At 72.5% G+C, this 18,977-nt stretch carries 20 protein-coding genes; 7 read left to right on the forward strand and 13 right to left on the reverse strand.

From position 1 onward, the window contains the following. Positions 1–558, reverse strand: coding sequence for a ribosome maturation factor RimP (gene rimP, locus KLP28_00895; protein ID QWC85378.1), 558 nt, complete (start codon positions 556–558; stop codon positions 1–3). Between the two features lie 91 nt (positions 559–649). On the opposite strand from rimP, the gene KLP28_00900 reads away from it, so the two are divergent. The 3 genes from KLP28_00900 to KLP28_00910 are packed head-to-tail and all read left to right on the forward strand — an operon-like array spanning position 650 to position 2,399. Beyond that, positions 650–1,375, forward strand: coding sequence for a hypothetical protein (locus KLP28_00900; protein QWC85379.1), 726 nt, complete (start codon positions 650–652; stop codon positions 1,373–1,375). After that, the gene (locus tag KLP28_00905; GenBank protein QWC85380.1) at positions 1,372–1,971 is read left to right on the forward strand and encodes a hypothetical protein; all 600 of its coding nucleotides are present in this window, start codon (positions 1,372–1,374) and stop codon (positions 1,969–1,971) included. Before KLP28_00900 ends, KLP28_00905 begins: the two co-directional genes overlap by 4 nt. Next, positions 1,968–2,399 (forward strand): ferritin-like domain-containing protein, encoded by a 432-nt coding sequence (locus tag KLP28_00910; protein QWC85381.1) that lies wholly within the window; start codon positions 1,968–1,970, stop codon positions 2,397–2,399. Before KLP28_00905 ends, KLP28_00910 begins: the two co-directional genes overlap by 4 nt. Before the next feature lie 22 nt (positions 2,400–2,421). Here the strand turns inward: KLP28_00910 and KLP28_00915 are convergent, their stop codons facing one another. From KLP28_00915 to KLP28_00930, 4 genes are all read right to left on the reverse strand, one after another. Next, complete coding sequence (locus KLP28_00915) at positions 2,422–3,165, reverse strand: HAD family hydrolase (protein ID QWC85382.1); 744 nt, start codon at positions 3,163–3,165, stop codon at positions 2,422–2,424. Further along, positions 3,162–4,943, reverse strand: coding sequence for a proline--tRNA ligase (locus KLP28_00920; protein QWC85383.1), 1,782 nt, complete (start codon positions 4,941–4,943; stop codon positions 3,162–3,164). Before KLP28_00920 ends, KLP28_00915 begins: the two co-directional genes overlap by 4 nt. A 123-nt stretch (positions 4,944–5,066) precedes the next feature. Continuing rightward, on the reverse strand, positions 5,067–5,522 hold the full coding sequence (locus KLP28_00925; protein ID QWC85384.1) for an RES family NAD+ phosphorylase: 456 nt from the start codon (positions 5,520–5,522) through the stop codon (positions 5,067–5,069). Between the two features lie 34 nt (positions 5,523–5,556). Beyond that, a complete protein-coding gene (locus tag KLP28_00930) occupies positions 5,557–5,919 on the reverse strand; it encodes a hypothetical protein (GenBank protein ID QWC85385.1) in 363 nt (120 codons plus the stop codon). A 72-nt stretch (positions 5,920–5,991) separates the two neighbouring features. On the opposite strand from KLP28_00930, the gene KLP28_00935 reads away from it, so the two are divergent. Next, positions 5,992–6,477: a hypothetical protein gene (locus tag KLP28_00935; GenBank protein ID QWC85386.1), complete on the forward strand. Its 486-nt coding sequence runs from the start codon at positions 5,992–5,994 to the stop codon at positions 6,475–6,477. Positions 6,478–6,533: 56 nt separating this feature from the next. Here the strand turns inward: KLP28_00935 and KLP28_00940 are convergent, their stop codons facing one another. From KLP28_00940 to KLP28_00965, 6 genes are all read right to left on the reverse strand, one after another. Beyond that, positions 6,534–7,307: a 50S ribosome-binding GTPase gene (locus tag KLP28_00940; GenBank protein QWC85387.1), complete on the reverse strand. Its 774-nt coding sequence runs from the start codon at positions 7,305–7,307 to the stop codon at positions 6,534–6,536. A 32-nt stretch (positions 7,308–7,339) separates the two neighbouring features. After that, the gene (locus KLP28_00945) at positions 7,340–8,200 is read right to left on the reverse strand and encodes a GNAT family N-acetyltransferase (protein ID QWC85388.1); all 861 of its coding nucleotides are present in this window, start codon (positions 8,198–8,200) and stop codon (positions 7,340–7,342) included. A gap of 42 nt (positions 8,201–8,242) precedes the next feature. Further along, entirely contained in the window at positions 8,243–9,400 is a 1,158-nt protein-coding gene (gene ispG / locus KLP28_00950) for a flavodoxin-dependent (E)-4-hydroxy-3-methylbut-2-enyl-diphosphate synthase (GenBank protein QWC85389.1), read from the reverse strand. Between the two features lie 59 nt (positions 9,401–9,459). Beyond that, positions 9,460–10,803, reverse strand: coding sequence for a site-2 protease family protein (locus KLP28_00955; protein ID QWC85390.1), 1,344 nt, complete (start codon positions 10,801–10,803; stop codon positions 9,460–9,462). Positions 10,804–10,869: 66 nt separating this feature from the next. Next, a complete protein-coding gene (locus KLP28_00960) occupies positions 10,870–11,973 on the reverse strand; it encodes a 1-deoxy-D-xylulose-5-phosphate reductoisomerase (GenBank protein ID QWC85391.1) in 1,104 nt (367 codons plus the stop codon). Between the two features lie 55 nt (positions 11,974–12,028). Further along, entirely contained in the window at positions 12,029–12,793 is a 765-nt protein-coding gene (locus tag KLP28_00965) for an AMP-binding protein (protein QWC85392.1), read from the reverse strand. A 117-nt stretch (positions 12,794–12,910) separates the two neighbouring features. Between KLP28_00965 and KLP28_00970 the strand changes: the two genes are divergently transcribed. Genes KLP28_00970 through KLP28_00980 form a run of 3 tightly spaced genes read left to right on the forward strand, consistent with a single transcriptional unit; the run spans position 12,911 to position 16,346 of the window. Beyond that, entirely contained in the window at positions 12,911–14,536 is a 1,626-nt protein-coding gene (locus tag KLP28_00970) for a circularly permuted type 2 ATP-grasp protein (protein QWC85393.1), read from the forward strand. Further along, entirely contained in the window at positions 14,530–15,453 is a 924-nt protein-coding gene (locus KLP28_00975; GenBank protein ID QWC85394.1) for an alpha-E domain-containing protein, read from the forward strand. The genes KLP28_00970 and KLP28_00975 overlap by 7 nt, the downstream gene beginning before the upstream one ends. Then, positions 15,453–16,346: a transglutaminase family protein gene (locus tag KLP28_00980; protein ID QWC85395.1), complete on the forward strand. Its 894-nt coding sequence runs from the start codon at positions 15,453–15,455 to the stop codon at positions 16,344–16,346. Before KLP28_00975 ends, KLP28_00980 begins: the two co-directional genes overlap by 1 nt. Here KLP28_00980 and KLP28_00985 read toward each other — a convergent pair. Further along, the gene (locus KLP28_00985) at positions 16,330–17,793 is read right to left on the reverse strand and encodes a UDP-glucose/GDP-mannose dehydrogenase family protein (GenBank protein QWC85396.1); all 1,464 of its coding nucleotides are present in this window, start codon (positions 17,791–17,793) and stop codon (positions 16,330–16,332) included. The two genes, KLP28_00980 and KLP28_00985, sit on opposite strands and share 17 nt — an antisense overlap. Then, positions 17,790–18,905, reverse strand: coding sequence for a glycosyltransferase family 1 protein (locus KLP28_00990; protein ID QWC86716.1), 1,116 nt, complete (start codon positions 18,903–18,905; stop codon positions 17,790–17,792). The genes KLP28_00985 and KLP28_00990 overlap by 4 nt, the downstream gene beginning before the upstream one ends. Positions 18,906–18,977: the final 72 nt, after the last annotated feature.

The raw sequence follows: 18,977 nt of genomic DNA on the forward strand, positions 1-18,977 counted from the left end.
TCATGCCTCCTTGCGGTTCAGCTCGACCTGCACGAGCGCCTTCGCGACGTCGGCGTAGGGCACCTCGACGGCGCCGGTGCCGGGCACGTCCAGGCGTACGCCACCCGCGGAGTCCTCGTCGTGGTCGACCACGCGACCCGTCAAGGGCGCTCGGCCGTCGACGAAGGTCACCTTCACCAGGCGGCCGGCGTTGCGGCGCCAGTGACGTGGTGCGGTCAGCGGACGGTCGACGCCCCGGGAGGTCACCTCGAGGGTGTACGGCTGCTCGCCCAACGGCTCGTGCTCGTCCATCAGCCGACCGACCTCGCGCGAGGCGTCGGCGACGGCGTCCATGTCGACGCCGCCGTCGGCGTCGACGGCGACGCGGACGACGGAGCGGCGGCCGGCCGAGGAGACCTCGACGGCCTCCAGATCGAGGCCGAGCTCGGCGAGCGGCGCGAGCAGGACCTGCTCGATGGTGGCGGCGGGCCCCGACTGCGGTGTCTGCGGCACGGCTCCTGCCTTCCTGGGATCGGCACCGGGTGCGGTGCGACCCCTCTTGAGTTGTGGGTGGGTCATGCGTGGGAAATGCCAGGACGCCGCGACACGCAGCACGGCGGTCCCGGCTCGGCGTACGCGCCACTGTAGTGCCCACGGGTAGCCTCCCCGCGTGGACACCAGCACGCCCCGCCCCCTGCGGCCCCGCGCCCGCACGACGCTCGCCGGTGCCGCCACCGCGCTGGTCGTCGGAGTCACCGCGACCGCGTGCAGCAGTGCGGAGGAGCCGGACGTCGCCTCCACACCGAGCGCGACTGCTCCGTCCTCGTCCGCGGCCTCCGCGAGCGCCTCGGCGAGCGCGACGCCCGACGCCGAGCCCGCGGCCGAGACGACGACCGCGCAGGACGAGGTCGAGCCGCCCGAGGAGCCGACCGGGCTCAAGAACCGCCCGAAGGACCGCGCGGAGTTCAGCAGGTACGTCGTGGACACCTGGATCTACGGGTTCGTCTCCAACGACCCCGCGCCCCTGGTCGACGCATCGGTCCAGGGCGGGTGCGACGGCTGCGGGCAGTTCCGCAAGGAGCTGACCAACCGGGCCGAGGAGGAGTACTTCGTCGAGCTCCTCGGTGTCGGCGTGGGCCGCACCAGCGAGCCCAAGAAGCAGCCGCCCGGCAACCGGGTGACCATCACCGAGACACAGCTGGCCCTGCCGGAGTCGCGCATCCTCGCCACCGACGGCACGCTCGAGGGGCTCAGCCCCGCGCACCCCGACACCACCTTCACCGCCAAGCTGAAGTGGCTGCCGCCGCAGCAGACCCGGGCGAAGGGCAAGAAGAACAAGTCGACGCCCGGCGAGCTGCGACTGGTGTCGTTCGGGGTCGAGACGAACGACGGATGACCTCGCCCGACCGACGCCGGGTGCTGCGGGTCGGCACGCTCGGGGTGCTGGGCGCCGGCGTGGCGCTCGGCCCGGCCCTGGGCGGCTGCAGCCGCGTGGAGTCGGCTGTCGACCGGGTCCGTGACCTCGCCGGCGACGACCCGGCCGAGTCCGCTCCCGCCGTCCCGGCACCGAGCGATCCGGCTGATCCCGACGTACGCCTGGCCGTCGAGGTGGTGCTGGTCAGCCAGGCCGCTGCGACCGCGCTGCGGGTGTGGACCGACGCCGGCCGCCGGCCCCGCCGCATGCTGCGCCTCGCCGAGGCCGCGGCGGCGACCCACGACGCGCACGCGGACCTCGTCGCGGCCGCCGTGCCCGTGAACGCCGATCCGGCGACGGGACGACTGGCGCCGGCCCTCACCTCCTCGGCGGCCGGCGAGGACGGGTTCCGCTCTGCCGTACGCATCGAGGAGCTCGCCGGGGCTGGGCTGCGGGAGGCGTCGCTGGTGGCCCGGTCGGGTCCGTTCGCGAGCCTGCTGGCGGCGATGGTCGCGGCCTCGGCGCAGCAGTCCGCGCTGCTGCGCGGCGTCGCAGACACCTCGGGGGACAGCTCGTGAGGCCGCTGGAGGCGCTGCAGGCCGCGTTGCGGTCCGAGCACGCCGCGGTCTACGTCTACGGGGTGCTGGGTGCCCGTGCCGACGCCTCGGATGACGCCGGGCTCGCCGAGCAGGTGCGCGCGGCGTACGACCTGCACGTGCAGCGGCGAGGCGAGCTCGAGCAGCGGGTCCGGCGTGCCGGGGGCACCCCCGCGGTCGCCGCGGTCGGCTACGTCACGCCGCAGGGCCTCGCCCGCGTCGGCGGCATCCGCAGCGCCGCGCTGGAGGTGGAGGAGCGCGCCGCCGCCGTGTACGCCGAGCTCGCCGGATCCACCACGGGCGGCAACCGCGCCTGGGCCGTCGACGCGCTCACCGATGCCGCCGTACGCCGGGTCGTCCTCGGCGCCGGACCCGAGGACTACCCGGGGCTGCCGGGCATGCCGCGCTGAGGCCGCACCGACCTCACCGGACCTACCGGGAACCCCCGGCCTGGTCGACGGGCGGGAGCCCCCACTGCTCCAGCACGTCGAGGATCTCGACGAGCTCCTGCACGACTGCGTCCGGCTCGCCGTCGGTGTGCCCGTGCTGGTCGGCCGGGATCGTCGAGTGCGGCACGTGGATCGCGCGCATGCCGACCTCATGCGGGCCGTGGACGTCCTCGAAGAGCCGGTCCCCGACGAACACGCAGGCGGCGGGGTCCTCGACCCCGACGGCGTCCATCGCAGCTCGGAACGCCTCCGGAGCGGGCTTCGCGTGCGGGATCTCCGAGGTGTAGACGGCACCGTCGATGAGGTCGAGCACCCCGTCGCGCGCGAAGAACTCCTCGTGCCACGCGCGGGGCCAGATCGTGTTCGACAGCACCCCCACCTTCGCGCCGCGGGCGCGCAGCTCCTCGAGGAGCGGTGCGACCTGCTCGTCGGTGTGCGTGTGAGGCTCCCAGAAGTCGCGGTAGGCCCCGAGCCGCTCCGGGTCGTACGCCAGCCCCGCCTCGGCGAAGACGTCATCGATGGTGGCGGACCGGTGCTCCTCGCGCGCCCGCGCCCAGATGCGGCGGTCGGCCTCCTCGAGGACGGCCGCCGCCGTGCCCTGACCCATGTCCCGGGCCACGACCGCCTCGAGCAGGGCCCGTGCCGCCGCCGACAGGTCGACGTCGTGCCACGGCGTCAGCGTGCCGCCCCAGTCGAAGATCACGGCCTCGACACGGCCGCCGCTCACGGGCGCACCCTGCCGACCACGTGCTGCACGGCCTGTCCGAGGGGCACCTCGACACGGTCGCCCGAGGCGCGGTCCTTGACCTCCACGGAACCGTCGGCCAGACCTCGGCCCACCACCACGATGGTGGGGATGCCGATCAGCTCAGCGTCCTTGAACTTCACCCCGGGACTGACCTTGGGACGGTCGTCGAGGAGCACGTCGAGACCGGCGCGGCCCATCTCCTCTGCGAGCGCCTCGGCCGCCTCGTGCACCGCCGGGTCCTTGCCGGTCGCCACGAGGTGCACGTCGGCAGGGCTCACCTCCCGCGGCCAGCACAGACCGGACTCGTCGAGGGTGCCCTCGGCGATCGCCGCGACGGCGCGGGAGGGACCGATGCCGTAGGAGCCCATCGTCACCGTCACCTGCTTGCCGTTCTCGTCGAGGACCTTGAGCCCTAGGGCGTCGGCGTACTTGCGGCCCAGCTGGAAGATGTGACCCATCTCGATGCCGCGCTCGGTCGACAGCGCACCGACCTGGCCGAGCTCGGCGCAGCGCGGGCACACGTCCCCGTCACGCACCTCGGCGGCCTCGATCGTGCCGTCGGGCGCGAAGTCGCGACCGGCGACCAGGTCGAGCACGTGCCTGCCGTGCTCGTTCGCCCCGGTGACCCACCGGGTGCCCTCGACGACACGCGGGTCCACGAGGAAGCGGATCCCGGAGGCCGACTCCTCCCCCAGCGCCTGCGGGCCGATGTAGCCCTTGACGAGAGCGGTGTGCTTCGCGAACTCGGCCTCGTCCATCGGCTCCACGGTGATCGGCTCCAGCTGGCCCTCCAGGCGCTTCTGGTCGACCTCCCGGTCGCCGGGCACGCCGATCGCCAGCGGCTCCCGCGTGCCATCGGGGTGAGTGAGCACCACCATGACGTTCTTCAGTGTGTCCCCCGCCGTCCACTCGCGGCCGTCCTCGCGCGGGTGGTCGGCGTTCAGGGCAGCGACCAGGGTGGCGATGGTCGGGGTGTCGGGGGTGTCCTCGGCGTGGGCTGCCGGCGCGTCGTCGTACGGGACGGCCGGTGGCGCGGGCACCTGGACGGCCTCGACGTTGGCGGCGTACCCGCAGGACGAGCAGGAGACGAACGTGTCCTCGCCGACCGCCGCACGGGCCAGGAACTCCTCGGACCGCGAGCCGCCCATCGCGCCGGAGGTCGCCTGCACCACGACGTAGGAGAATCCGAGGCGGTCGAAGATGCGCACGTACGCCTCGCGGTGGGCGTTGTAGGAGCGCTCGAGGCCGGCGTCGTCGACGTCGAAGGAGTAGGAGTCCTTCATCGTGAACTCGCGACCCCGCAGCAGCCCGGCGCGGGGCCTCGCCTCGTCGCGGTACTTCGTCTGGATCTGGTAGATCGAGAGCGGCAGGTCCTTGTAGGAGCTGAAGAGGTCCTTGACCAGGAGCGTGAACATCTCCTCGTGGGTCGGGCCGAGGAGGTAGTCGGCGTCCTTGCGGTCCTTGAGGCGGAACAGCAGGTCGCCGTACTCGCTCCACCGACCGCTGGCCTCGTACGGCTCCTTCGGCAGCAGCGCGGGGAAGGAGACCTCCTGCGCGCCGATGCCGTCCATCTCCTCGCGCACGATCGCCTCGATCTTGCGCAGCACCCGCAGGCCCATCGGCAGCCAGGTGTAGATGCCCGGGGCGGCGCGGCGGATGTAGCCCGCGCGGACGAGCACGCGGTGGCTGGGGACCTCGGCGTCTGCGGGGTCGTCGCGCAGGGTGCGCAGGAACAGCGTGGACATCCGCAGGATCATGGGCGTCAGGCTAGTCGCGCGCCGCACCAAGGCAGGGGTTGCCCCGGACGAGCAGGAGAAAGTCTCCGGTGGGGCCTGCCACAGAGGCTCGCGCGGACATTCTGCCGTCGGTCTGTCAGCACCTCAGCCGTCGAGCAGCCGCGCGGTCGCGGTGTTGTCGCGGTTCCACGCGAAGAGCACCAGGTGCCACAGACCGGGTTCTTGGCGCGAGGGATCGATGAGGCCGTGAGCGCCAAGCGCCTCCGCCGAGTCACGGAACGCCCACGACGGCGGCTCACCGCCCGCCGAGACGATGTCCTTCCATGGACTGAGCGCGTCCGACACCTCGAGGCCGGCTGACCGCAGCGAGAACCCGTCTCGCAGGTCGAGCACCGATGAGGCCGTGACCGACACGGCCACCACGTCGCGCGAGTCGTCGAGACCACCATGCGAACGCAGTGCCGCCTCGACGCCATCGCGCGAGGCACTGAGATAGAGCGTCGGCTGATCCGGACGTGAGTAGCGACCGGCCTCGCGCGAGCCCGAAAGCGCTCGGTCGCGGAACGCGGCCGCAACCGCGCGATAGAAGACCCCGGACACGTCGATCAGGGGCGGCGCGTCACCTCCGCCGTCGTCACGAGCGGGTGGCACGCAGGGCCGCTCGCAGCATCGGCAGCTGCAACGGAATGCGCGCCAGGTGACCGACCGTCATCGGGGTGTTGCCGGCCCGGCGAGCGCTCTGCACGCCGTGCAGGTGCGCGGGCATGACGCCGAGAAGCACGGCGACGCTCCCCCACCCAGCGGCACGGCGGGTCCCCGGGAGCAGCAGCCCGACCGCCAGCGCCGCCTCGACCACGCCGGAGCCGACGATCACCTCACGGTGCGCGGGGACGTACGGCGGCATCAGGGGCTCGAAGACCTGGGGGCGTACGAGGTGCACGGCGCCGGAGGCAGCGAACAGGCCGGAGAGGAGCTTGACGTCGGTGGGAGCGCTCACGGCTGGCAACCTACGCCTGCGCGCGGCCGCCGGTGAGATCATCGCGCCATGAGGCTTCGAGGCGGAGGAACCGTGACGCCGCAGCCGATGCGGCAACCTCGCGTCATCGAGTCCTGGGGTCCGCGGCTCTGGGTACGACTGAGGCTTCTTCTACTGCCGGTGGTCGGCGGCCCACTGCTGGTGTGGCTCGCGGTACATGACCCGCGCGAGTACCTACTCGGCCCTTGGCTCCTCGCATGGATCGCCGGCGCATCGCTGCTGACCTTCCTCGCGCTCACTGGCGTACGCGCTCGCATGCAGATGCGAGATGACGGGGTAGCGATCCGCGCGGCATACCGCGACCGGCTGACAACCTGGGAGAACCTGCACCACGCAGTCGCCTCGTGGGGTGGGGTGCACCTGCACTCGTACGAGACGTGGGGGTCCGACTACGACCAGTACGTCACAGGCGGCATCATCGTGGCCGACTGGAGGCGGCCGTGGCGATGGACGAAACGTTCGCAGGAGGTCGCAGATCGCATCAATGACGAGCTGGACCGCCGACAGCCCATCGGGTGAGCTACCTGGCGACCTCGCGTGGTTGCTGGCCGCGCGTATGACGGGACGGCAGCTACTCAGCTGTGACCGGCGAGCTGCGCCATGCGGGCCGAGAGACCGTCAATCATGACCGAGCTGGGCTCGGCAGAGACCGGCAGGACGTCCACCGAGAGCTTCGCTCCCCCGGCGAGCGACCGCAGCTCGTCGACGCGATCCCCGAACGGCGAGCCGGAACCGGGCGAGTAGTAGGTGAGCGCGGCGTCGAGGTCGTCGGCGTACAGGTCCGTCTTGGTGACCGCGATGACCAGCCAGATGGGCCGGTCCTGCCGCACGGCGAGAGAGGCGATGCGGTGGGCCGTGATCGTCCAGTCCTCGAGCTCGGCGGCCAGCTGCTGGTCGCGCGTGGCCCCCGCGCGTCCGGTCGTGCCCGCGACGCGGCGGGGCGTGGCGTGGCCGTGCGCCACGACGTGGATCACACCGTCGACCGGGTCGTCGTGGAAGACCTCGTCGAGCGCGGCCAGACGGGTCGCAGCGTTGTCGCCGGGCACCACCCGGAACCGGAAGCCACGCAAGCGGCGGCCGCGACGCGTACGCCGCTCCAGGGTCGCCGACCCGACCTCGGCCGCGCGGGGGTCGGACGTGCGCCGCGCGAGCCGGTTGACCAGCTCGGTCTTGCCGACCCCGGTCATGCCGGTGACCGCGACGGTCGGGAAGCGGCCGCGCGCCACACGTCCGATGCGCTCGGGTGCGGCCGCGAGCCCTGAGGCGACACCGCCGGCGACCGTCGCTCCGAGCGCGGTGCGCCGACGGCCGGAGAAGGCGGGGCGTAGACGATCGGATGCACGAGCCACACACCGACCCTACGTCGCGCCGTCGGGCTCGCTCAGAACATGATGGTGGCGTAGCGGCCCTGCTCGACGAACCCGCAGGTCTCGTACGAGCGGCGAGCGGCCTCGTTGAAGTCGTTCACGTACAGCGTCACCAGCGGCGCGATCTGCTCGCGGGCATGGGCCACCAGGGCCGCCATCGCCGGGGCGCTGATGCCCTCGCCGCGCCGCTCGGGCGTCACGTAGACGCCCTGGACCTGGCAGGCGTCCGGCGTCGCCGCGGCGACCTCGGCCTTGAAGAGCAGCTCTCCGTCCTCGATGAGCACGAAGGACCAGCCACGCTCGACGAGCTGCTCGACACGGGCGCGGTAGAGCCGGGCATTGCCGCCCGCCTCGGGTGAGACGCCGACCTCCTCGGTCGACATCGCCACGGCTGCGGGATAGAGCACGTCCATGTCCTCCAGCCGGCCCAGCCGCACGCGCGGGTCGGGATCGATCGCCGGGTCCCCGTCGATGACGAGCAGCGGCTGCCGCCAGCGGTACTCCCGCACGTGTCGCTCCCACCGGCCCTCCAGCAGCTCCCACAGGGCGGCCACGTCGTCAGCCGGGCCGAAGATCGCGTCGGACCGTCGACGACCGTCCAGGGCGCGACTCGCGAAGGCGTCGCGTGCGGCGCTGGAGAGGGCGTACGACGGGACCAGGTTCGAGCCCGCGTGGCACGCGGCCTCCAGCTCACCGGGACGCCCGAAACCCCAGATCTCCGAGCCGACCCACCGACGGTCCAACGAGGTCGTGCGGGCACGGTGCTCGAGGAAGCAGTTCTCCGCCGGGTGCCGCGCCAGCAGCCTCAACAGCTCGGGGAGGTCGTCCGGTGCCAGGGTGCGAGCGCTCTCGCCGCTCCCTCGACCGCTGACCACGCGGTCAGACTAGCGATGCCTCCACCGTGCGGCGTGCGTGCCTCAGCCCGAGACCGACACGCTCGGGGAGCCGCCCTCGACCGGCTCGCCCATCTCCTCGGCGATGCGCATCGCCTCCTCGATGAGCGTCTCCACGATCAGCGCCTCCGGCACCGTCTTGATGACCTCGCCCTTGACGAAGATCTGGCCCTTGCCGTTGCCGGAGGCGACACCGAGGTCGGCCTCGCGGGCCTCGCCCGGCCCGTTGACGACGCAGCCCATGACCGCCACGCGCAGCGGCACCTCCATGCCGTCCAGGCCGGCGGTGACCTCGTCGGCCAGCTTGTAGACGTCGACCTGGGCGCGCCCGCAGGACGGGCAGGAGACGATCTCGAGGCGCCGAGGACGCAGGTTGAGCGACTCCAGGATCTGGATGCCGACCTTGACCTCCTCGACCGGGGGCGCCGATAGGGAGACACGGATCGTGTCGCCGATGCCCTTGCCGAGCAGGTAGCCGAACGCGACCGACGACTTGATCGTGCCCTGGAACGCGGGACCCGCCTCGGTGACCCCGAGGTGCAGCGGCCAGTCACCGCGCTCGGCGAGCATCTCGTACGCCTGGCTCATGATGACCGGGTCGTTGTGCTTCACCGAGATCTTGAAGTCGTGGAAGTCGTGCTCCTCGAAGAGGCTCGCCTCCCAGACCGCGGACTCGACCAGCGCCTCGGGCGTGGCCTTGCCGTACTTCTCCAGCAGCCGCTTGTCGAGGGAGCCCGCGTTGACACCGATGCGGATGGAGGTGCCGGCGTCCTTGGCCTCCTTCGCGATCTGCTTGACCTGGTCGTCGAACTTCTTGATGTTGCCCGGGTTCACGCGCACGGCCGCGCATCCGGCCTCGATGGCGGCGTAGACGTAGCGCGGCTGGAAGTGGATGTCGGCGATGACCGGGATCTGGCTCTTCTGCGCGATCGCCGGCAGCGCAGCGGCGTCGTCGGAGCTCGGGCAGGCCACGCGCACGATGTCGCAGCCGGCGGCGGTGAGCTCTGCGATCTGCTGCAGCGTCGCGTTGATGTCGCTGGTCACGGTGGTCGTCATCGACTGCACCGAGACCGGGGCGTCGCCCCCGACCAGCACGTCGCCGACCTTGATCTGGCGGGACGTGCGGCGCGTCGCGAGCGTGGGTGCAGGGGCCTCGGGCATGCCCAGGTCGATCGAGGTCATGACTCAGAACCTAGCGCGGTGACCCGGGTCGCCCGTGGTGCGCCGGCCTGCCGGGCGACTCAGGTGATGCGTACGGGCGCCACCAGGTCGGCGACCATCAGCAGCACGCTCATCACGATGAGACCGCCGGCCACCACGTACGCCACCGGCAGCAGCTTGGCGACGTCGAAGTGACCCGGGTCGGGCCGTCCGCGCAGCAGCGCCCAGCGTCGCCGTACGGCCTCGTACAGCGCACCGGCGATGTGACCGCCGTCGAGCGGCAGCAGCGGGATGAAGTTGAAGACGCCGACGAAGAGGTTGATGCCGGCCAGCAGCGCGAGCAGCGAGAAGAACCTGTCGGAGACGGGGACCTCGGTGTTGCTCGACAGCTCGCCCGCGACGCGACTGGCGCCGACCACGCTCATCGGCGAGTCCGCGGCTCGCTCCTCGACGCCGATCACCGCGAGTCCGACGTGGTAGAGCTTCACCGGCAACGTGGCCAGGACCTCGACGGTGCGCTCGGTGTAGTCGTACATCTGGACGGCCGTGAACACCGGCCCCTCGCTGACGACGACCTGCTCGGGGGTGACTCCGAGATAACCGGCTTCGACGGTGCGGCTGGCGTCCCCGAGGTCGACGACGGCGTTGACGGTCGTGGCGGTCGTGAGCGTGCGGGGCTCCCCGTCGCGGAGCACCTCGATCTCGGCCTGCGCGTCACCGTTGTCCCGGATGAGCGTCTGCAGCTGCTCCCACGACTCGACGTCGGTGCCGTTGAACCCGACGATCCGGTCACCCGGCTGCATGCCGGCCTGCACCGCCGGCGTCACGGGGTCCCCCGGCTCGCACTCCCGCTGGTCCGTCTGGCCCGGCACCACGGCGATGACGCAGTCGTAGACCACATCGACCGTGCGCGTGGACTGAGCGACGCCGTTGACGGCGAAGACGCTCCAGAAGAGCAGGAAGGCGATGACGATGTTCACCGTCGGCCCGCCCGCCATGACGACGACCTTCTTCCACCACGGCAGCTTGTAGAACAGCCGGTCCTCGTCGTCGGGACCGACGAGCTCGTACTCCGCGGAGCGGGCGTCGGAGATCAGCTGGGTGAACATGCCCGTGTTGGACTGCCGGATCTTCACCGCGCCCGAGGGACGCTCGCCGGCGCCGGCGACCTCCCTGTCCTCCTCGGTGGGAGGCAGCATCCCGACGATCTTCACGTAGCCGCCGAGCGGGATCGACTTGATGCCGTACTCCGTCTCACCCCGCCGGAAGGACCAGACGGTGTTGCCGAAGCCGACGAAGAACTGCGTGACCTTCGCTCCGAACGCCTTCGCCGGGACCATGTGCCCGGCCTCGTGCAGGCCGATGGAGATCGCGACCGTCACGATGAGGAAGACGACCCCGCCGACGTAGAGCAGAACGGTCACGGGCGAGGCCTCCGGTCGTCGCGGTCCGGCGCGGATGCGCCGCAGATCAGCGTACGCCGGGCCGCCTCAGCGCGTGGTGACCTCGGCGGCCCGCGTACGCGCCCAGGCGTCGGCCTCGAGCACGGCCTCGACGGTGAGGTCGGCGTCGGCGAGGACGTCGTGCTCGGCCAGCACGCGCTCGATCGTCGGCACGATGTCGGTGAAGCGGATCGCGCCCTCGAGGAAGCCTGCGACGCAGACCTCGTTGGCAGCGTTGTAGACCGCCGGGGCGGTGCCGGCCGCGGCACCGGCCGCGCGCGCCAGCCGCACCGCCGGGAACGCCTCGTCGTCGAGTGGGTCGAACTGCCAGGTCTGCGGCTGCGTCCAGTCCACCGCCGGCGCCACGTCGAGGAGCCGCTCGGGCCAGGTCAGCCCCAGGGCGATCGGGATCAGCATGGTCGGCGGCGAGGCCTGCACCATCGTCGTGCCGTCGTGCAGCTCGACCATGGAGTGCACGACCGACGTCGGGTGCACCACCGTCGTGATGCGGTCGAAGTCGATGCCGAACAGCAGGTGGGCCTCGATGACCTCGAGCCCCTTGTTGACCAGCGTCGCGGAGTTGATCGTGACCACCGGTCCCATCGACCAGGTCGGGTGGGCCAGCGCCTCCTGCGGGGTCACCTCGTGCAGCGAGTCCGCCGTACGCCCGCGGAACGGGCCGCCCGAGGCGGTGAGCACGAGACGCCGGACCGAGTCCGGGTCCTCGCCGCGGAGGCACTGCGCGAGCGCCGAGTGCTCGGAGTCGACCGGCACGAGCTGCCCCGGGGCGGCGGCTGCGGCGACGAGGCGACCGCCGATGATCAGCGACTCCTTGTTGGCCAGCGCCAACGTCGTGCCGGCCTCGAGCGCCGCGAGCGTCGGTCGCAGCCCGACGGACCCTGTGATGCCGTTGAGCACCACGTCGCAGGGGTGGGCGGCCGCCTCCACCGAGGCCTCCTCGCCGAGCCCGCTGACGGCGGGGCCGAACTCCGCGACCTGCGCGGCGAACAGCTCGGGGTTGCCCCCGCCCGCGGTCATGCCGACGACACGGAAGCGGTCGGGGTGCGCCCGGACGACATCCAGCGCCTGGGTCCCGATCGAGCCCGTCGAGCCGAGCACCACCACGTCGCGTCGCTGTGTCACGCCGGACATCCTGGCAGCGGCTGCGACCGCGGACCGACTCCCACCCGCGGCATCACCAGCGCGGTCACCGCGCGAGTGGCGCGAGGTCGAGGACCGAGCCGCTGACCAGCGACGCCAGCAGCGCGGGCAGGGTCCCGTCAGCGGCGCCGCCGGCTGCGGCGAGCAGACCGGCCCGGCCGGTCTTCTCGACGGCGAACTCACCGCTCCGTCCGTCGAGCACCGCGTACGCCGGCTCCTCCGACGCGACCCGTGCGCACGGCGCCGGGTCGTTGCGGCCCGCACGCGCGACGAAGTCCCACTCCAGGTCCCGCGGCTCGGTGAGCTCCGCGGCGGGGCCGGGGCTCGGCTGGCGCACGACGACCGAGCCGACCTCGTGCTCGCTGCGCTCGAGCGCCTCCCGCCACGGGGTCCCCCCGGCCACGAGCATCACGCCGGGACGCGAGCCGTCCAGCACGGCGGCGAGACCGCCCGCGTCCAGGCCCACGGGAAGCACGTGGGGCACCGCGCCGAGCCGCAGGCATGCCAGCGTCGCGACCGTGAGATCGGCGCCGGCGGGCAGCAGCAACGGCACCGGGGAGCGCTCCGCCGCTCCGAGCATCCGCAGCGCGCCGGCGAGGGCGGCGACGTCCTCGAGCAGGGCCGCGTACGACCAGGTGCGCTCCCCCGTCACCGCGGTCTCGTCGGCGCGGCCGGCCACCACGTGCCTGTCGACGGCGTTGTAGCAGAGGTTGATCACGCCGCCGGCCCCGTCGGGGTCGCCCGGGGTCGGTCGCCTGATCCATCGCAGGGCGTCGGCAGCCCTGCGTACGCGGTGTGAGTCGTCGCTCATGGGCCCATCCTGGCAACCGCGCACAGCACTCGGGGCCGTGGCGTCGGTCACGGAGCACTTCCCACGAACCGGTCCCATCCAGTTGCCCGGGACCACCCCGCCTGTTTGGGTGGCCGCATGGCTTCCCTCTTCGACGGCTACGTCGACGCCACGTCCGAGGCGTACGACGAGATGTTCGACGGGGCCTCGCTGCGCGGGGTCTACGCCGACGTCCACGAGACGCTCGGCACGATGCCCCGCGAGGAGGTGCGCGCCCGCGCGGACTCCCTCGCCTCGAGCTACGTCGACCAGGGCGTCACCTTCGGCGTCGGCGGCGAGGAGCGACCCTTCCCGCTCGACATCGTGCCGCGCATCATCGAGGCCGACCGCTGGCGCTCGGTCGAGACCGGCGTCGCGCAGCGCGTCCGCGCGCTGGAGGCCTTCCTCGACGACGTGTACGGCGAGGGCGCCCTGTTCCGCGACGGCGTCATGCCCCGGTCCGTGGTGACCTCCTCGCCCCACTTCCACCGGTCGACGGCCGGGTTGCGCTACCCCAACGGTGTCCGCATCCACGTCGGCGGCATCGACCTGATCCGTGACGAGGCAGGCGACTTCCGCGTGCTCGAGGACAACGTGCGCGTGCCCTCGGGCGTTTCCTACGTCATGACGAACCGGCGCGCGCTCTCCAGCGCGCTCCCGGAGGTCTTCGGCCACCACACGGTGCGCTCGGTGACCGACTACCCCCGCCGCCTGGTGGCTGCCCTGCGCGCCGCCGCACCCGCCGGTGTGGCAGACCCGACCGTCGTGGTCATGACGCCCGGCGTCTTCAACTCCGCCTACTTCGAGCACGCGCTGCTCGCGCGCATGATGGGCGTCGAGCTGGTCGAGGGCCGTGACCTGGTCTGCCGCGCCGGGCAGGTGCTGATGCGTACGACCAACGGCTTCGAGCCGGTCCACGTCATCTACCGCCGCATCGACGACGACTTCCTTGACCCGCTGCACTTCCGCGCCGACTCGGTGCTCGGTGTGCCCGGCCTGGTCAACGCCGCCCGCGCCGGCAACGTGACCGTCTCCAACGGCCTCGGCAACGGCGTCGCCGACGACAAGCTCGTCTACTCCTACGTACCGGACCTGATCCGCTACTACCTCTCCGAGGAGCCGGTGCTGCGCAACGTCGACACCTGGCGCATGGGCGACGCCGACCACCGTGAGGAGGTCATGGACCGTCTGCACGAGCTGGTGCTCAAGCCGGTCGACGGCGCCGGCGGCGCCGGCATCGTGATCGGCCCCCGCGCCTCGACCCGGGAGCTCGACCAGTTGCGCACGGAGGTGCTCGCCGACCCCCGTGCCTGGATCGCGCAGCCGGTGATCAGCCTGTCGACCAGCCCCACCCTGATCAGCCGTGACGTCCGCCCGCGACACGTGGACCTGCGGCCCTTCGCGGTGAACTCCGGTGACGAGGTGTGGGTCCTGCCCGGCGGCCTGACCCGGGTGGCCCTCCCCGAGGGGGAGCTCATCGTGAACTCCTCCAAGGGCGGCGGCTCCAAGGACACCTGGGTGCTCGCAGGCTCACCCGAGGAGCGCGACACCATCGAGGTCAGCCACGTGCCGACCGCCGAGCCGCGGGAGGCCTCCCCCAGCCCCGACCTCGGTCCCGACCACGAGGACGCCGCCGCTGCCGCGCGCGGCGACCGAGGCTCCCAGCAACAGCAGCAGCAGCAACAACAATCCGTACGCCCGAGCGAAGGGAGCCCGACGTGCTGAGCCGCATCGCCGAGTCGCTGTTCTGGATCGGGCGTTACGTCGAGCGCGCCGACGACACCGCCCGCATCCTCGACGTCGGCACCCAGCTGCTCACCGAGGACGCCAGCCTCGACGAGGAGCAGACCTGCCAGCAGCTGCTCGCCATCATGGGGGCCGAGGTCGACGGTCCCGTGGACCGCTACGTGCTGCTGCACCAGCTGCTCTACGACCCCGAGTCCACCTCGTCCATCGCCTCCACCCTGGCGGCGGCCCGCGAGAGCGCACGCCGGGCGAGGGAGACGCTCTCGGGCGACATGTGGGAGGCCATCAACACCACGCACCTGAGCCTGTCCAGCGGCAGCATCCGCTCGATGCGCGCCACGAGCGCCTTCGGCTGGGTCCGCGACCGCTCGGCCCTGATCACCGGCATCGCCGAGGGCACGATGAGTCGCGACGACGGCTGGCTGTTCCTCACTTTGGGCCGGCACATCGAGCGCGCCGACATGACCGCCCGCCTGCTGGCCACGGCGTCCCTGGGCTCCGGTCCGGTCGCGGCCTGGACCTCGACTCTGCGGGCCTGTGGGGCGTACGAGGCGTTCCTGCGCACCTACCGCGGCATCGAGACCGACCTCGAGGCGGCCGAGTTCCTGCTGCTCGACCGGGTCTACCCCCGCTCGGTCGTGGCCTCGCTGACCCGGGCGGAGCTGGCACTGGAGCGGCTCGACGCCTCCAGCAAGCGGTCCGGCTTCGACGACGCCCAGCGCCAGCTCGGCCGGGCCCGCGCCGAGCTGGAGTACCGCCCCCTCCGCGAGATCATCGAGGACCTCGGCGAGGAGATGGAGAGCCTGCAGGTCGCCTGCAGCGCCGCCACCGAGGCCGTCACCCGCAGGTACTTCCACGGCGCGGCCGCCACCACCTGGACCGGAGGAGCAGCCTGATGAGCACGAGTTCGGAGACAGCGATGTCCACACCCGGCACCCACGAGGCCGCGCGTCAGCTGCGCGTCGTCCACACCACCGGGTTCGGCTACACCGGCGAGGTCGAGGCTTCCTTCAACGAGGCCAGGATGACTCCGATCTCGGGCCCCGACCAGCTCACGGTGCTGAACCGCGTCGAGATCAGCCCCGCGGCCTGGACCCAGACCTACACCGACTACTGGGGCAGCGCCGTCACCGCGTTCGAGGTCAACGAGGTGCACCGTGAGCTCACGGTCACCGCGACGTCGACGGTGCGGGTGGCGCGTACGGTGCCCGAGGCGGTGTCGTTGTCGTGGGAGGACCTCGCCGACCGCGACCTGCGCGAGACCCACGTCGAGCTGCTGCAGGTCGAGGAGACCTGTGAGCCGCACCCCGAGCTGGCCCAGCGGGCCGACGCGTTGCGTCAGCGCACCGCGACCCCGGGAGAGTTTGCCGCCGCGGTGTGCGAGCTGGTGCACGAGGAGGTCGAGTACGTCACCGGCAGCACCGACGTGCAGACCAAGGCCGCAGAGGCGTGGGAGCACCGGCAGGGCGTCTGCCAGGACATCGCGCACCTCGTGCTCGGTGTGCTGCGCAGCCACGGGGTCCCCGCCCGCTACGTCTCCGGCTACCTCCACCCCGACCCCGACGCCGGCGTCGGCGTGCAGGTGGCAGGCGAGTCCCACGCCTGGATCGAGTGGTGGGACGGCGCGTGGGTGGCCTACGACCCCACGAACGCCTCGCCCGTGACCAACAGCCACATCGAGATCGCCCACGGTCGCTGGTACGCCGACGTCGCCCCCCTGCGCGGGATCTTCGCCGGCGCCGAGACCGCCGACATGTTCGTCGAGGTCGCGATCACCCGCCTGAGCTGAGCGGCCCGCGGTCGCGGCGCCCGGGCGTACGCACGTCCCAGCCGGCCGCGGCCCACCGGTCCGCGTCGAGCACGTGGCGGGCGTCGACGACCCTGCGCGCGGCGACGACGGAGGCGATGCCGTGGGCGTCGTGCCCCGCCCCGGGGTCGATCGCCGCGAACTCCGGCCACTCGGTCAGTACGACGACGACGTCGGCGCGACGGCACGCGGCGCGTGCGTCGGCGCAGTAGCGCACCGTCGGCAGCACCGCCCGGGCACGCTGGATGGCCATCGGGTCGTAGACGGCGACGCGCGCTCCGGCGGCCTGCAACCGGGCAACGACGTCGAGAGCGGGCGAGCAGCGCACGTCGTCGGACCCGGCCTTGAACGCCGCTCCCAGCACCGCGACCCGTGCCCCCTCGAGTCCGCCCCGGTCGGCCACCTGCGCGGCGACCAGGTCGACGACACGTCGGCGAGCCGATTCGTTGATGGCGTCGACGTCGTGCAGGACGGCCATGTCGGCGCCGAGCTCCTCGCCCCTCACCCTCAGGGCGCGCACGTCCTTGGGCAGGCACCCACCGCCGTAGCCGATGCCCGCGCCGAGGAACTTCGGTCCGATCCGCTCGTCCAGCCCGATGGCGTGCGTCAGGTCGAGCACGTCGCCGCCGGACCGGTCGCACAGGTCGGCCATGAGGTTGGCGAAGGAGATCTTGGTGGCGAGGAACGCGTTGGCCGCCGTCTTCACCAGCTCGGCGGTCTCGAGGTCCGTGACCAACATCGGGACGCCGTCGGCCAGGGCCCCGGCGTACACGCGCCGCATGGTCAGCTCCGCACCCGGTGTGTCGCACCCGAGCACGAGCCTGTCGGGGCGTAGCGAGTCCGCGACCCCGTGCCCCTCGCGCAGGAACTCGGGGTTCCACACGAGGTCGACGCTGATCCCGTCCGGCGCCAGGGCCCGAGCGCGTTCACGCAGGCGGCGCGCCGTGCCGACGGGGACGGTGGACTTGCCCACCAGCAGCGAGTCCCGCCGCAGGATCGGCACGAGGGCGTCGACGACGGACTCCAGCGCCGAGAGGTCGGCACCGTCGCCGTCGGCACGCTGGGGGGTGCCCACAGCGAGGAAATGCACGTCGCTGTCGCCGGCCGCGTCGATGGCGGTGCTGAAGACGAGCCGGCCCGAGCCGGTGTGCTCACTGAGGAGGTCGTCGAGGTCGGGCTCGTGGAAGGGAGCGCTCCCGGCGTTCAGCGTCGCGACCGCGCGGCGGTCGAGGTCGACGCCCACGACGTCGAAGCCGCACGCAGCCATCGCGGCGGCGTGGGTGGCGCCGAGGTAGCCGCACCCGATCACGCTGACCGCCAGCGGCGCGGCGGGGCGGAGTGTCCGGCTGCGGTCGGGGGCCGTCGACAGCTCGACGGCGGCGCGGAGCGAGGCGCCCAGGTTGCGCAGGGTCGTGGTGGCGCGGCTCATCGGGTCCCTCCCCCGGTGATGGCGTCGCGGTAGTGACCCACCAGTTCCTCGCCGAGCGCGTCCCAGCCGCGCCCGGCGACCCCGGCTCGCGCCCGCCGTGCGAGCACGGCGCGTTCGAGCGGGTGGTCCACCAGGTGTCGCACCCGCGCGGTCAGGTCGGTCGCGTCCCCCGGGCGGAACCTGTCGCCGTTCTCACCGGGTACCACCAGGTCGACCGGGCCGCCGGCGTCGACGACCACGGCAGGCACGCCGCAGGCCAGTGCCTCCTGCACGGACTGGCAGAAGGTCTCGTGCCGCCCGGGGTGCACGAAGACGTCGAAGGACGCGACGGCCCGGGCCAGGTCCGTGCCGTGGAGCGCGCCGGTGTGGACGGCGTCGGGCAGGGCGCGCCGCACCTGCTCCCGCGCGGGTCCGTCGCCGACGACGACCAGGCGTACGCCCGCCATGTGCTGCACCGGGGCCAGGAGCTCGAGCTCCTTCTCCGCGGCCAGTCGGCCCATGTAGCCGACGACGGTGACACCCGGCGCCCCCCACTCCACGCGCAGCCGAGCCGAACGACGACCAGGAGCGAACCGCTCGAGGTCCACCCCGCGGCCCCAGATGCGTACGCGGTCGGGTGCGATGCCCAGGGCCACCAGCTGGGCACGTGCCGCGGTCGAGGGCGCGAGCGTCAGGTCGATGTCACGATGGGCCCGACGCGTCAGCCGCGTCATCGCCCGGACGCCACCGGGCACCGCGTACCGGTCGGCGAACCCGACGAGGTCGGTCTGGTAGATCGCCACCACCGGCACCCCGAGGCGTCGTGCCTCCCGCGCGGCCCGCGGTCCCATCAGGGCCGGGGACGCCAGGTGGATGACATCCGGTGCGTGGTCGCGGATGAGGTCGCGCAGCGTACGCCGGGTCGGGGTGCCGAGCCGGAAGCCGTCATAGAACGGGAGCGGCAACGACCCGACGTGGCGCACCGGCACGCCGGCGTACTCATCGGGACCGGTGGCGGCGACGACGCACGGCTCGTGCCCCGCGGCCACCAGCTGCTCGACGACACGGCACACGGACCCGGTCACGCCGTTGACCTGGGGCAGGAAGCTCTCGGTGACCACCAGCACCCGCAACGGCGCGGACGGCCGGGACGGCGCCGGATGGGCGGGGGTGGAGGTCGGGAACGGGACGGGATCGGTCTGCAG

Source organism: Nocardioidaceae bacterium (genome assembly GCA_018672315.1).
GTDB lineage: Bacteria > Actinomycetota > Actinomycetes > Propionibacteriales > Nocardioidaceae > TYQ2.